This is a genomic window from Streptomyces sp. NPDC007945 (assembly GCF_042958885.1).
In the GTDB taxonomy this organism is placed as follows: domain Bacteria; phylum Actinomycetota; class Actinomycetes; order Streptomycetales; family Streptomycetaceae; genus Streptomyces.
In genome coordinates this window covers 616,795-630,027 of sequence record NZ_JBIBJV010000003.1, presented here as the reverse complement: position 1 = coordinate 630,027, position 13,233 = coordinate 616,795, and the positions used below count along the sequence as shown (strand labels likewise).

Sequence of the window (13,233 nt, the reverse complement as noted above, 5' to 3'; positions counted from 1 at the left end):
AGTTTCGATGACCCGGTGTCTCGATGGGCTCAAGCCTCCGTCCGACCGCGCCCATTCCCGGCCCTCCCTCCGACCAGTCCGACCTGTCCGAAAGACCAGCCGCCCCGTCCAAGTCCCTGACTACGCTGGCGTCATGGACGTGCCCACGCTGACCGCCGCGTACGAGATCCTCCGCCGGCCGCTCGACGGGGTCCTCCCGCAGCTCTCCGCCGCGCTCGCCCCGGCCGTCCCGCACCTCGGCGCCGCCGAACTCTCCACGCACTGCGCGCACTCGCCGTTCAAGACGACCGGCGGCGCGGTCGGCGGGCCGACCCCCGGGGACCTGGCGCCGCTGCTCGCCGCCGGGGTCCCCGGCGAGCCCTGGCAGGGGACGGCGCGGCTCGCCGGACGCCCCCGCCCGGTCCTCGCGGTGACGAGCGACGCCACCGCCCGCCGTTCCCTCCTGGTCCTGCTCCTCGAGGACGGCGCCGCGCCCGCGGGACCCGACGGACTCGCCGTGGCACAGGCCCTGTGGGACCTGGTGACCGCCCACCTCGACCGGTTCGCGGTCGAGGCCATGCCGGGGGCGCTGGCCCGTTCCCGTACCGCCGCCGACACCCGCGCCCGGGTCATCGCCGAGCTGACCACCTCCCACGCGGCGGCCGTCTCCGGCGTCCTGTCGGTGCTCCGCAGCAGGAACCTCGACGACGCCGCGGCCCGAGCCGCCGCCACCGACCTCGCCGCCTCCGCGCTCCTGGAGATCCGGTCCGTGCGGCAGCGGGACCGCGCGGTCGCCGAGGAGTCCGCGCGCGCCGCCTTCGGCCGGCTCGCCGACGAGCTGCGGACGGTCTTCCGGCACCACACGGCCCGGCTCGAACTCGGTCCGCCGGACAGCGACCTCTCCCTCCCCGCCGACCTCGCGCACAGCGCCCGCGCGATCGTCCGCGCGCTGCTGCCGATCGTCCTGGACCAGGAGGGGGTGAGCCGGGTGCACGTCGGCTGGCGGCTCACCGAGCACGAACTGCTCGCCACCGTCCGCGACGACGGCCCGGGCGCGCTCGCCACCTGCGACGTCGGCGCGGGCACGGTACGGGACCGGCTCGACGTCCTCGGCGGCCGCATCGACCTGGAGGCCGTCCCCGGCTGGGGCACCACGACGACGGCGGTCATGCCGCTGGCCACCCCGGACGCCCCGGCCGGTGCGGCGCATCCGCTGGCGACCCTCGGCGAACGGGAGACCGAGGTCCTGCGCCACCTGGCCCTCGGCCACCGCAACCGCCGCATCGCCGTGGAACTGCACATCAGCGAGTCCACGGTGAAGTTCCACGTGGCGAACATCCTCGGCAAGCTCGGCGTCGCCTCCCGCGGCGAGGCGGCCGCCCTCTTCCACGCGGCGGCGTAGGCGGCCCGGGCCCCACCGCACCTCGGCCACGTCGGCGCCCCGCCGCACCGCGCCCCGTCACGGACCCACCGCCCCACCGCCGCATGCCGGACCCGCGTGCCCCGCGACCGGCCCCACCCCCTGACCAGCCCCGCCTGGCGGACGGCCCTGCCGCGCGTGCGGCGGCCCCACCCGCGACCAGCCCCAACCCGTGACCGGCCCTGCCGCGCGACCGACCCCGCCCCGAGACCGACCCCGCCGCGCGGGCGGCGGCGCCGTCACCGGTCTCTGTCAGTGGCGGATGCCAGACTCGCACCCATGAGCGAGAGGTGGGCGCTGGCCCCGGAACCGGAGGGGGAGGGCGTGGTCCTCGCCCCCCTCCGGCCCGACGGCGCGCCCGCGGGGGAGGTGCGCCGCGAGCCGTCGCTGGTCGCCGCCGTCCGGTCCCGGCCGGAGGTGGCGCGCTGGGTGTGGCGGTCGACGGCCGAGGTCTATCCGCGGCTGCTCGCCGCCGGCGTCCGCGTCGAGCGGTGCTACGACGTCGAGGACGCCGAGCAGCTGCTCCTCGGCCACGAGGGCCGGCTCGGCGAGCCCCGTTCGGCGGCCGCCGCGTGGGCCCGGCTGCGGAACGGCCCGGTGCCGTCCGACCCGCCGGCGCGCACGGCCGAGCCCACCTCCCAGGACTCGCTCTTCGAGCCGAGACCGGCCGTCTCCGTCCCCTTCGAGGGGCTCCTGGAGGTGTACGCGGAGCAGCAGCGCCGGCACGACCGGGCCGAGCATCCGGGCAGGATGCGGCTGCTGACCGCCGCCGAGTCGGCGGGGATGCTGATCGCCGCCGAGATGCACCGGGCGGGGCTGCCGTGGCGGGCCGACGTGCACCGGGAGCTGCTGCACGAGCTGCTGGGCGAGCGGTACGCGGGCGGGGGCGAGCCGCGCCGCCTGGCGGAGCTGGCGGACGAGGTGTCGGCCGCGTTCGGCCGCCGTGTGAGACCCGATCTGCCGGCGGACGTGATCAAGGCCTTCGCGCAGGCCGGGATCCGGCTGCGGTCCACCCGCCGCTGGGAGCTGGAGGAGCTCGACCATCCGGCGGTGCAGCCGCTGATCGCGTACAAGAAGCTGTACCGGATCTGGACGGCGCACGGCTGGTCCTGGCTGGCGGACTGGGTGCGCGACGGCCGTTTCCGGCCGGAGTACCTCCCGGGCGGCACGGTCAGCGGCCGCTGGACCACCAACGGCGGCGGGGCGCTCCAGATCCCGAAGGTGATCCGGCGCGCGGTCGTCGCCGACGAGGGCTGGCGGCTCGTGGTCGCGGACGCGGACCAGATGGAGCCGCGGGTGCTCGCCGCGATCTCCCGCGACCCGGGTCTGATGGAGGTCGCCGGCCATCCGGACGACCTGTACACCCGGCTGTCGGACCGGGCGTTCTCCGGTGACCGCGACCACGCCAAGCTCGCCCTGCTCGGCGCGATCTACGGCCAGACCAGTGGCGACGGCCTGAAGAACCTGGCGGCGCTGCGGCGCCGCTTCCCGCGCGCGGTGGCCTATGTCGACGAGGCGGCGAAGGCCGGCGAGGAGGGCCGGCTGGTCCGCACCTGGCTGGGCCGTACGAGCCCGAAGGCGGTCGGCGCGGGTGACGACGGCGAGGCGGGTCTTCCCCAGGACGGCCCCGAGCCGGCGGCCGCGGAGGACGGTGCGGGCTTCGCCTACGGCTTCACCCCCGGGTACGCCTCGAACAACGCCCGGGCCAGGGGCCGCTTCACCCGGAACTTCGTCGTCCAGGGCAGCGCCGCCGACTGGGCCCTGCTGATGCTGGCGGCCCTGCGCCGTACGCTCTCCGCCGCCGGAATGCGCGCCGAGCTGGTCTTCTTCCAGCACGACGAGGTGATCGTGCACTGCCCCGCCGAGGAGGCGGCGGCGGTGACGGAGGCGATCCGGGCGGCGGGCGACGAGGCGGGCCGGATCGCCTTCGGCGCGACGCCGGTCCGCTTCCCGTTCACGACGGCGACGGTGGAGCGGTACGCGGACGCCAAGTGACCCCCGCACACCGCCTCCCCGCCACCCGCGCGCACGACCCCCTCCGCCGTCCGCCTACCGCCTACGTACAACCGCGCACCGTGCGCGCACCGCCCGTGCGGGCCGCCCGTCACTTCGCTCGCAACTTCGCCCACTTCGGGTCGAGGGCGATCGCCTTCAGCTGCTCCAGCGTGAGCGCGGGCTCGGCGCGGGTGGCCGCCTCGTGTTGCGCGCCCGTGTTGAAGGCGGAGACGACGACCCGGAAGCCGTCCTTCGTCATGGTGTCGGCGGTCCACCAGACGACGCCCGCGCCGCCCTTCTCGCCGGGCTGCCGGGTCAGCTTCACCTTGCGTCCGTCGGGGAGGGTGGTGACGTCACCGGAGCCGAAGAGCTGGTCGGCGACATCGTCCATGCCGTACTGCACGTTGATCTGGACGAGGCTCTTGCCCTTGCCGTCGTCGACCACGACGAAGGCGAACTCGCCCTCCCCGCCCTTGTCGACGACCTTGAGCCCCTTGGGCAGCAGGGCCCGCAGGGTGGCGGGGACGGCGTCGCCGGCGATCTGCGGCGGCGCCTGGCGGACCTTGCCGGGCTTGGCGAGCTTGCCCGGCTTGTCCGCCTTGCCGGGCGTGGTGGGCAGCGGTGGGATCCGCTTCAGGAGCGCACGCCACTCCTCGGCGGCGACGAGCGTCTTGAGCTGCGCGGGGGAGAAGGGCGGGTTCTCCCGGCTGATCTCGGCGCCCTTCTCGGCGGGCGCGTTGTACTCGCTCACGTCGACGAGGAAGCCGTCCTTGGTCAGCAGGGTGGCCCGCCAGTTCTTGGTCTCCTCGCGCTTGTCGGGGTACTCGTACCCCTGGAAGACCATCCACCGGGAGCCGTCGCCGAACCGCCCCGTCGTGCAGTCGTCGTAGGGGACGTACGCCTTCTCGGGGCAGACCACCATGTCGGCGCCCGCGTCGGGGGCGCGGCCGGTCCGGGAGAGCGTGACGCCGACGGCGGCCTCGCCCCGGCCGTCGTCGAAGTACCCGCCGAGGCCCTGGCCGGTGCCGTCGAGGTCGTCGAACCGCCAGTGCCCGGCGGGGGTGTTGGCCTTGAGGACCTCGGCGATTTCGGAGAGCGGGATCTGGGCCTCGCCGGGCTTCAGCGTCCCGGACTCCCCCGCAGGCCGGGCGGTCGGCGTCGTCGCGCCGCCGTCCCGGGGTGCCGCCACGGACGCCTTGTCCGCCTGCTGGGCGGAGGTGGCGAAGGAGCCGGCGTACAAGCCGCCGACGCCGACGGCGGCGAGCGCGACGGCGCCGCCGGTGACGGCAAGCCTGCGGCGCAGGAGCCGGCGGCGGCCGCGGGCGAGACCGCCGGTGACGAGCTCGGGCCGGCTGTCGACGGGGAAGCCCTCGCCGGTCGCACGCAGGGCGGAGCCGAACGCGCCGAGGAACTCCGGTTCGGGGTCGTGGTGTTCGTTCTGAGGCATGACGAAGTGGCCCTCTCTGCTGGGAAGTGGGAATGCCTGAGTGCCGGGACGTCCGGGATGCTGACGGGGTACCGGAAGCGGGACGGATGAGGGACGGACGCGGCGGGAGCGCCGCTCAGCGCGGGCGGAGCGCCACTCAGCGCAGCGCGAACTCGGCGATGCTGCCGCCGAGTCGCTGCCGCAGCTTGCCGAGCGCCCGGGTGGAGCGGGTGCGGACGGCCGCCGAGCTGGTGTGCAGGGCGTCGGCGGTCTCCTCGACGCTGCGGTCCTCCCAGTAGCGCAGCACCACGACCGCCCGGTCCTTCGGGGGCAGGGCCGCGAGCGCGTCGAGGAGGGCGATCCGCAGCAGGGGGTCCCGGCCGGGGTCCGGGGTGTGGTCGGGCAGTTCGCCGAGCGGCCGCTCGGTGGCGGAGCGGCGCCGCTGGTGGCTGAGGAAGGTGCGGACGAGCACGGTCTGGGCGTAGGCGGCGGGGTTGCCGATCCGGGACACCCTGCCCCAGAGGGCGTACATCTTGCCCAGCGTCTCCTGCGTGAGGTCCTCGGCGAGGTGGACGTCCCCGCTGGTCAGCAGGCAGGCCGAGCGGAACAGCTGGCCGGTGCGCGCCGAGGCGAACTCCAGGAACTCGTCCGCGCGGGACGTTCTCATGCCCCCTCCTCTCCCTGGCCGGCGTCGGTCGCGAGTGGTCACCGACGGTCGCCCTGTGCGACCGCCGAGCTCGCTGTCGTGCGTACATCCCTTCGACGCGGCGGGGCCGGGGAAATGTTTCATCGAACTCGCCATCGAACGCATTCGAAGAAGCGGAATCGGGTAATCCTGTTGGTATGAACACTCTCAGCGCAGAGATCCTGGCCGCTGGAGTCTGGCAGTCAGGACTGGCACAAGTGCTCGGCGGCCTGGTGCTCGTGGCCATCCTCATCGGGGCCTTCTGGTTCGGTTACCGCGTCCGCACCCGGGAGCCCCGCCCACCGCAGCCCGAGGAGCAACCGCACCGCCCGGACACGGGCGCGCTCCCCGGCGAGATGTCGGAGTACCGCCGCGGCACCGAGATGCCGCACACCGACGGAGCCCACCGGCTCATGCCGTACCAGCTCAAGGACGGCGGCGGCAGCGAGACCTCCCCGACCCCTCCGGACGAGGAGAAGCGCAAGTGGGGCGGGATCTCCAGCGGCGGCTTCGGCAGCGGGGGCACCGGACACGGCGACTGAACGGCGACCGACGTGGACGCCACCACGCGCGGGCGGCTGAGGGCCATGGCCCTCGGCCTGCTCGGTTCCGCCCCCGCGGCCGACCGGTCCGTGCGGGCCGCGGAACGCGCCCTCGCCTCCTACGGCCCCGGCCCGAGGGCGCGCCGCGGCCCGGGGCCCGTCCCCGACCCCGGCCCGCCGCCGGAAGCCGTCCTGGCGCGGATCTGCCTGGACCGGCTCCGGGCCCGTGAGGCACGCCGCCCCGACCCCTGGGACCCCTGGGCGGACGCGCCCGACGCCGCCCCGGGTCTGACCCCGGCCGAACGGCTCGTCCTCGTCCTCCACGACCTGCACGGCGTCCCGTACGAGACCCTCGCCCCCGTCCTGGACCGCGCCCCGGCCGCCGTCCGCCAGATCGGCGCCCGCGCGAGGGCCCGGGTCCGGGGCGCCGAGGAGATGCCCGTCCCCGATCCCGTACGGCTCCGGGCCGCCCTCGACGCCGTCCTCACCGCCGCCCGCGCGGGCGACACGGCGGCACTGCTCGCCCTCCTCGACCCGGCCGCGGTGCTGCGCGCCGACCGGTCGGCCGTCCGCGGCGGGGTCCGCCCCGCCCACGGCGCCCCGGCCGTCGCCCGCGTCCTCGCGGCCCGCGCGGCGGCGGCCCGCCCGATCCTGGTGGACGGCGCCCCGGCGCTGGTCGCCGACGCCGACCCGGACGCGCTCTACGTCTTCACGGCCCCGGCCGGCCCGATCACCTCGATCGACGTCCTCGCCGACCCGCCCCACCTCGCCCGCCACGCCCTCACCACCTGAGAGACCGCCCGGGTGTACGGCTCACGAGCGGGCCGACACGCCCAGTCGACACAGCTAGGGCCTGTCGTCAAACTCCCGCCTTCGCCCGGAGGGCGGCCCCGCGGCGTCAGGTGCGTGCTCTCGGCGTGCCGGGCGCGAGGCCTCGTACGGGACGTACTTGGCCTTGTGCCCGGTGCGGCGAGAGTGCGTGCATGGCGTCGTGGGGCAGGCGGGAGTTCGACGACAGGCCCTAGCGGACGTCTGTCCTCCGCCCGGCCCTCCCCGCAATGTGCTCCGGCACGGCCGCGGCGAGACCAGGAGGCAGCGCCGGGTCCGGCACCGGCGTCCCGAAGGTGGTCACGACCGGCAGCACCCCCGCCCACAGCCCCAGCTCCGCGTCCTCGGAGTCACCGTCGTCCGGGGGTCCGCTCCGGGTCTTCACCGAGGCCTCGGTGAGGTCGAGCGCAAGCAGCGAGGTGGCGGCCAGTTCCTTCCGGCTGGGCCGCCGGACGTACTCCCACTGCCCCGGGCTGCTCTGTTCGGTCAGCGCCCGCAGCCCCCGCAGCTTCTCCTCCGGGTCGGTGACCCGCTCGGGAACGCCGTAGATCATCGCGCACCGGTAGTTCACCCCGTGCTCGAACACGGACCGCGCGAGCACCAGCCCGTCCACGTGCGTCACGGTCACGCACACCGTGCTCTCCGGCGCCCGCACCAGACTCCTGCTGGCCACCGATCCGTGCACGTACAGCCGGTCGCCGTCGACCCCGTACGCCGTCGGCACCACCATCGGCACCCCGTCCACGGTCACCCCGAGATGGCACAGCCACCCGGCGGCCAGCACGGCGTCCAGATCCGCCCGCCGGTGCGACCCCTTCTCCCGCATCCGCCGCAACCGGGTCCGCTCGGTCACCTCGATCTCGCCCACACTTCCCCCCTGCCTGCCGCTCGCACTCCCCCAGACCCAGAAAAGGCCCGCCCGGACGATGTCCGGGCGGGCCTTTCTCTGAGCCGCCTTCGGGATTCGAACCCGAGACCTACGCATTACGAGGCCCCACAAGATCATCCCGGGTGGTGCCGGACGATGCCGCAGAATCCCGTTTCCCCAGGTCAGGGGCGTCCGACCGTGATCACCGTGACGCTGGGTCCACCCTGGTGCCACCCAGTCCGCTCACGCAGCGCTCACGCACGACGGGCCGGCTGACCCGATCCCCGGCCCGCCTTCGTTGAAGGACTCTGGGGCGCCAACTCAATCGAGCAATTCGGTAACCAGTTGATCTAGCTCCTCGGCATCCGGGGAGCTGAGGAGGAAGTCACGCAACGTGCGACGGATCTGGATGTAGCTCTTACCCTCTTCGAACTTGAGCTCCGCGATCCGCTGGGTCTCCATCTCACCGAGCTCTGCGATCCGGACATGCTTGGGATCAGAGGGATCGAAGTCAGGGATGGGAAGATCCCACACGGCTTTGTCGATGTGCCGCTCGTCCTTCCCGTATGACATGAGCGGCCGCACAAGTTCTGTGAGGCGTGGGGCATTGAGCAGCGCAAGGAGGTACATGCCCTCCTGCCTGGTGGCGACTGCAGCCCAGTACAGAGAGTGGTCAATGATTGCGTTCGGGTCATCTACCAGCGCTGCGGTTACATACATGCCCGCCTTCCCGTAGACCACTCGCAAGGGAGCTCCAGGCAACTGCTCGGTCAATCCTCTGCGGAAATCCAACCTCTCGAGGAGGGAGAGCCGATCGCTGGAGCGATTGTCATCCCACAGCCGCTCCACATTGCGCCACCACGCCGCCAGGTCTGGATAGCGGTCGAGATGGTCGTGCTGCCCATCCAAGAGAACATTCGTGGTTTCGATGGGAAGAACGACCCGGTCAGCCCCGAGGATGCGATAGGGGACGGCGTGTTCACCCAGCAGGACCGGCCGGACAAACTGCTTCTCAACCGACCCTTCCAGATTGGGAATGTCTTTCCACGGCTTCTTCTCCATAGTGCTGCGCTGGGAGCGGACTGAGACTCGGCCGCCACCAAGACCAAGAGGACCAGCCGCCTGCTCCTCAACGAAGAAGAGAACCTTGGGGACGACCGTTGCCCCCTGCGCGAACCGGCTTCGGTAAGGCGAGCTGATCAGCGCATCCTTCGGATAACGCAGTAGGCCGTCTACTCTCTTGATCCAACCCTTGGCACGTTCCCATTGAGCCGCACTCTTGGTGATCCTTCCGGTCCAGATTTCGGTTTCCTTGGGAAGGCCAACGGCACTGCTGCCCCACTGCCCGATGCCCATGGAGCGGCGGCGGCCGAAGATGACGGCGGCGGCGCGGGGGAAGAAGTGCGGACGTAGCCGACGCAGGTCCCATGAGCCGGTGAAATCGACCTTCACGGGATGGTCTGGGTCTGTCCATTCCCCACTGCGGAAGCCGGTCCAGTAGGGGCGATCCAGCACCGGGTTAGGGACAACGAAGGCGAAAGAACCACCCTCGCGCAGGTATTGCTGGACAGCACGAGCGATGAAGAGACCAGAAAGATCCTGATGAGTTGCGACCTCAAAACCTCTCCATAGACCGCGGGCCTGCATCATCTCCTTGAAGGTCGCCTGCATTTCACCTGGCATGTGCCGGTAGGACAGCCAGGGCGGATTTCCGACGAGAACGTCGACGCGGTTCTCAGCGCGGGATAGCCACATGGGGCGGGCAAGGTTTCGAACGTAGTAGGCCCAGATGTGATTGCGTCCCTCGTCGACCAGTTCACACAGGACACGGAAGTTGTCCGTCAGCTCTTCTCGATCGTCCGCGCTAGAGACTCCATGCCGGTTGAAAAGGGCGATGAGGGAAGGCAGCTTTCCTTTCCCACGATGCGGATCGGCCGCTTTGTCGGCCAACTCGTTGACAATCGCGTCGAAACGGCTGGCATCCTGCAGCAATGCTTCGGAGAAGCGAAGCTCGTTGGTGAAGAGCTGATTTCCCGTGCCGGTCTTGATGACGAGGTGGCCGTGGTCGATGAGGTCGGTGCGCTGGTCCCACTGGAGACTGTCGCCCAGGTAGACAGGGACGCTTATCGGACCGCGCTCTTCAGAGGTAAGCGTCTCGCGGCCGATGGCGAGGAGGTAGGTGACGCGGGCCAGTGCTACAGCGACTGGGTGGAGATCGATGCCCGCGACATGGTCATGGAGCCCGTCCAGCGCCTCTCGTAGGGGCAACCCGATGTCCCGTGCGGCTGCCAGATAACGACGGACCCCGTGGAAGAGGAACGTTCCGGAACCACACGACGGGTCCATGATTCGCATGTTCAGTGGATCGGGGACTGCCTCGATCACCGTCGCTTCCGCCAGCCAGTCCGGCGTGTAGTACTCCCCTTGCTTTTTACGGGTCTCGGCGGCAATCACCGACTCGTACAGAACCTTCAGTACGTCGTGCTCGACCCTTGACCAGTCGAAGCCGGCGAGGCGACGAGACAAGTCTTGAACAAACCCCTCGCCGCCCTCAATCTCCAGAGGCCAGCCGAAGAAGTCCGACTCGACCACACCCGAGATCCGCGCCTGGGTGAACAGCTGACCGTTAACCAGCGAGGCGGGCGGGGTGTCCTTCACGTCAATGCCCATCACTGCGTGGGCAATGATCGAGGCGGTATTCACGAGGAGCGTGTGCTCAATGAACAGATCGTCGCTGTCCTCGAACTGGGCGCCAAGGGCGCTGCGCAGCAACCGAGACCACAGGTCGCGCTTCAGCTGAACGGTCGGCAGACTCCTGTTTTCCTCGTAAAGCGCAGCCAGGACCGCCTTGTCGATGGAGTGTGCGACGCTGTCCGCTCCGAGGCGAGCTGCGATGGCATCTGGTGTAGGTGCCGCACCCTCGGACGTTGCCAGGACGCCTTCGAGCCACCGAACCAAGTCCAGCGCTCTGGCGTTGCGCTCCCGAGCATCAAAATAGTTGACCTCGTTCAGCTCATCGTTGACCAGGGTGTAGGCACGCCAGTCAGCACCGTCAGTAAGGATCCCGACGTGTCGCCGCTCGCGCTGCTCTGTTCGGGCACGCACATACTTCGAAAGCTGCGCGACCGCGTCCTTGCGGATCTTCGGGCGACTGATGTCCTTCTTGACCTCGATGACGGTCGCGCCCATCTCAATATCGATGCGATGGCCGGTACCACCACCTACCTGCGCTTCCAGCACAGGAGTCAGGAGATCCTGCTCGCCGAGGTTGAGGTCCGCATCCAGCAGGAACTGTCGGATGTCTGCCTGCAGTGTCGCTTCGGCGCGGACAGCCTTGCGCTCGATGACCCGTTTGAACACGGTCTCGAGCGCAGTAGGTGAAGAGTAGGCGGAGAGCGTCACGGCGAGAGCTCCAAGAGCATCATGATGTATGGGCAACGAGGGGATGGCTGCTCCCCGCACCCATTGTGGTGCAGGCGGTACGTGTAGCACAGCCCTACCCGTGTGCGGCAGTCATCCTGGGGTCCTGGCCATGCCGCGGCACCCACCCCGATAGCTTCGAACCGCCGAGCCTAGTTCCCGGTGCATCTTTTGGCCTGTGGTGACACGGGTGCAGCTGGCGCCGGTGAAACCACGGCGATTCACGCCGCCGGTCAGGCTTGTGGAGATCACGCTCCGGGCAGAGAGCGCACATGGACGATCTGATCGAGGAGTGGGCGACGCAGGTCGCGGAAGCAGAGCTCAGCAGCACGCTTCCACGCAGGTGGGCGCATACGCAGGGAGTGGCTAAACGCGCGGTCGAAGTCAGTCATGTTCTCGGCCAGGACGCCAGCCTCCTCGTTGCCGCCGCCTCGCTGCACGATGTCGGATACGCCCCGCGCCTGGCCACGACCGGCTTCCACCCGCTGGACGGGGCCCGATTCCTTCGCGATGAGCATGGGGCCGATGAACGGCTGGTGCGGCTGGTCGCCAACCACTCTTTCGCGCTGCTGGAGGCCGAGGAGCGGGGGCTGCCGGAAGAACTCTCCGGCGAGTTCCCACTGTTGGAGGAGCCGCTGCTGGTGGACGCGCTCGTGTACTGCGACATGACGACCACTCCCGACGGCGGCCGGACCACCGCCGAGGAGCGGGTCGCGGAGATCCTGGGCCGCTACGGGGACGACAGCGTGGTCGGGCGGTTCATCCGTCGGGCGGCGCCGGAGATCTTCGCTGCCGTGGGGCGGGTGGAGGCGGTGCTGGCGGCTCAGCCGAGGTAGGGGTAGGTGCCGGCCAGGTAGTCGCCGATCTGCTGGCGCATGCTGGGGTGGATGTCGTACTGGTCGAGGTCGGCCGACTGGACGAAGCGGACGTCGTCGGCCTCGTCGTTGATGGTGGGCTCGCCGCCGACGGGGCGGCCGATGTAGGTGGTCTCGTACTGCTGGCGGATCTCGCCGTCGGTGTACGCCACGATGTGGTTCGGGTTGGTGTAGACGCCGAGAAAGCCGGTGACCTCGGCGACGATCCCCGTCTCCTCCAGGCACTCGCGTACCGCGCACTCGGCGGCGGTCTCGCCGATGTCCTGAGCGCCGCCGGGCAGCGCCCACTGGCCGGTGTCACGGCGGCGCTGGAGCAGGATGGCGCCGCTGTCGTCGACGACCAGGAGGTTGCTGGCGGGGATGAGGGTGTTGGCCTTGGGGGCGTCGGGGTCGTTGTAGTACTCAGTCCTGCCCATGTGCGGCGGTCCCCTCCTGGTCGGGTGTCCAGGGCCGTGCGCCGGCCCAGACGGCGTCGAAGCTCTGAGCGTAGTTGTCGAACCAGCCGCCTTCGGTGCCCTGCCTGAGGTGGAGCAGCGGGTTGGCGCTGGCGGGGCGTCCCCACACGTGTGGGTTGACCAGCAGGTTCTCGTCGTAGAGGAAGAGCGAGGTGTACAGGGTGGTGTCGTGCAGTCGTACCTCGCACCCCGGCTTGCCCAGGAGAGGACGGTAGTAGGTCAGGGAGGCGCGGATCTTCGCCGCGAGCGTGTCGCCGATGCCTTCCTCCCGGCCCCGGACGGCGACCGCCCCGCCGGTGGGGTCGCCGAAGCACAGCCGTACGCGGACGCCGGCGTGCGCGCGCTCGGCGAGCATCCGGGCCACGTCGGGGTTGGACTGGGCGAAGAAGGTGCCCGAGAAGACGAGCACGCCGATCTCCTTCTGCGCTCCTCGAAGCAGCGAGATCCACATCTCCCGGGGCACGCTCGCCCGGTTCGCGTAGGTGCCGACGAGTTCACCATCGGAAGTCGGCGCTGTCCGCGTCGCGCGGGACTGCTGCGGGGGCCAGAGGAAAGACTCCTCGACGCGCAGGTGCTGGGCCGCGGCGAATCGGTGGCGCCGGTGGGGAACGCGCCCGCCGAGCCAGCGGCCTACGGTCTTGGGGTCCACTTCGCAGATCTCGGCGAGCGACTCGATTGAAACGCCCCGCTGGGCAAGTACGGAATGCAGTCGCTCGTTCACGCTGGTCATGCAAGCGTGG

11 protein-coding genes are annotated in these 13,233 nt (G+C 70.9%); 5 read left to right on the top strand and 6 right to left on the bottom strand.

Going from position 1 to position 13,233, the window contains the following annotated elements:
- Window positions 1–133 precede the first annotated feature (133 nt).
- The gene (locus ACFZCF_RS13710; RefSeq protein ID WP_391286627.1) at window positions 134–1,381 is read left to right on the top strand and encodes a LuxR C-terminal-related transcriptional regulator; all 1,248 of its coding nucleotides are present in this window, start codon (window positions 134–136) and stop codon (window positions 1,379–1,381) included.
- Window positions 1,382–1,678: 297 nt separating this feature from the next.
- Window positions 1,679–3,394, top strand: a complete 1,716-nt coding sequence (locus tag ACFZCF_RS13705) for a bifunctional 3'-5' exonuclease/DNA polymerase (RefSeq protein WP_391286626.1) — start codon at window positions 1,679–1,681, stop codon at window positions 3,392–3,394.
- Between the two features lie 109 nt (window positions 3,395–3,503).
- Here the strand turns inward: ACFZCF_RS13705 and ACFZCF_RS13700 are convergent, their stop codons facing one another.
- Together ACFZCF_RS13700 and ACFZCF_RS13695 are read right to left on the bottom strand one after the other, a co-directional pair.
- A complete protein-coding gene (locus ACFZCF_RS13700) occupies window positions 3,504–4,841 on the bottom strand; it encodes a hypothetical protein (protein WP_391286625.1) in 1,338 nt (445 codons plus the stop codon).
- Between the two features lie 136 nt (window positions 4,842–4,977).
- Entirely contained in the window at window positions 4,978–5,487 is a 510-nt protein-coding gene (locus ACFZCF_RS13695) for a SigE family RNA polymerase sigma factor (protein WP_388443242.1), read from the bottom strand.
- Between the two features lie 176 nt (window positions 5,488–5,663).
- On the opposite strand from ACFZCF_RS13695, the gene ACFZCF_RS13690 reads away from it, so the two are divergent.
- Window positions 5,664–6,047, top strand: a complete 384-nt coding sequence (locus ACFZCF_RS13690) for a DUF6479 family protein (RefSeq protein ID WP_391286624.1) — start codon at window positions 5,664–5,666, stop codon at window positions 6,045–6,047.
- A 12-nt stretch (window positions 6,048–6,059) separates the two neighbouring features.
- Window positions 6,060–6,839: an RNA polymerase subunit sigma-70 gene (locus ACFZCF_RS13685; protein ID WP_391286623.1), complete on the top strand. Its 780-nt coding sequence runs from the start codon at window positions 6,060–6,062 to the stop codon at window positions 6,837–6,839.
- 229 nt (window positions 6,840–7,068) lie between these two features.
- On the opposite strand, the gene ACFZCF_RS13680 is transcribed toward ACFZCF_RS13685, so the two are convergent.
- Window positions 7,069–7,701 carry a pyridoxamine 5'-phosphate oxidase family protein gene (locus ACFZCF_RS13680; protein WP_391286680.1) on the bottom strand — a complete coding sequence of 211 codons (633 nt, stop codon included), beginning with the start codon at window positions 7,699–7,701 and terminating at the stop codon, window positions 7,069–7,071.
- 363 nt (window positions 7,702–8,064) lie between these two features.
- Window positions 8,065–11,145 (bottom strand): N-6 DNA methylase, encoded by a 3,081-nt coding sequence (locus ACFZCF_RS13675; RefSeq protein ID WP_391286622.1) that lies wholly within the window; start codon window positions 11,143–11,145, stop codon window positions 8,065–8,067.
- A gap of 290 nt (window positions 11,146–11,435) precedes the next feature.
- Between ACFZCF_RS13675 and ACFZCF_RS13670 the strand changes: the two genes are divergently transcribed.
- Window positions 11,436–11,999, top strand: a complete 564-nt coding sequence (locus tag ACFZCF_RS13670) for an HD domain-containing protein (protein WP_391286621.1) — start codon at window positions 11,436–11,438, stop codon at window positions 11,997–11,999.
- On the opposite strand, the gene ACFZCF_RS13665 is transcribed toward ACFZCF_RS13670, so the two are convergent.
- Window positions 11,987–12,454: an NUDIX domain-containing protein gene (locus ACFZCF_RS13665; RefSeq protein WP_391286620.1), complete on the bottom strand. Its 468-nt coding sequence runs from the start codon at window positions 12,452–12,454 to the stop codon at window positions 11,987–11,989. The two genes, ACFZCF_RS13670 and ACFZCF_RS13665, sit on opposite strands and share 13 nt — an antisense overlap.
- Window positions 12,441–13,214, bottom strand: coding sequence for an XRE family transcriptional regulator (locus ACFZCF_RS13660; RefSeq protein WP_391286619.1), 774 nt, complete (start codon window positions 13,212–13,214; stop codon window positions 12,441–12,443). Before ACFZCF_RS13660 ends, ACFZCF_RS13665 begins: the two co-directional genes overlap by 14 nt.
- Window positions 13,215–13,233: the final 19 nt, after the last annotated feature.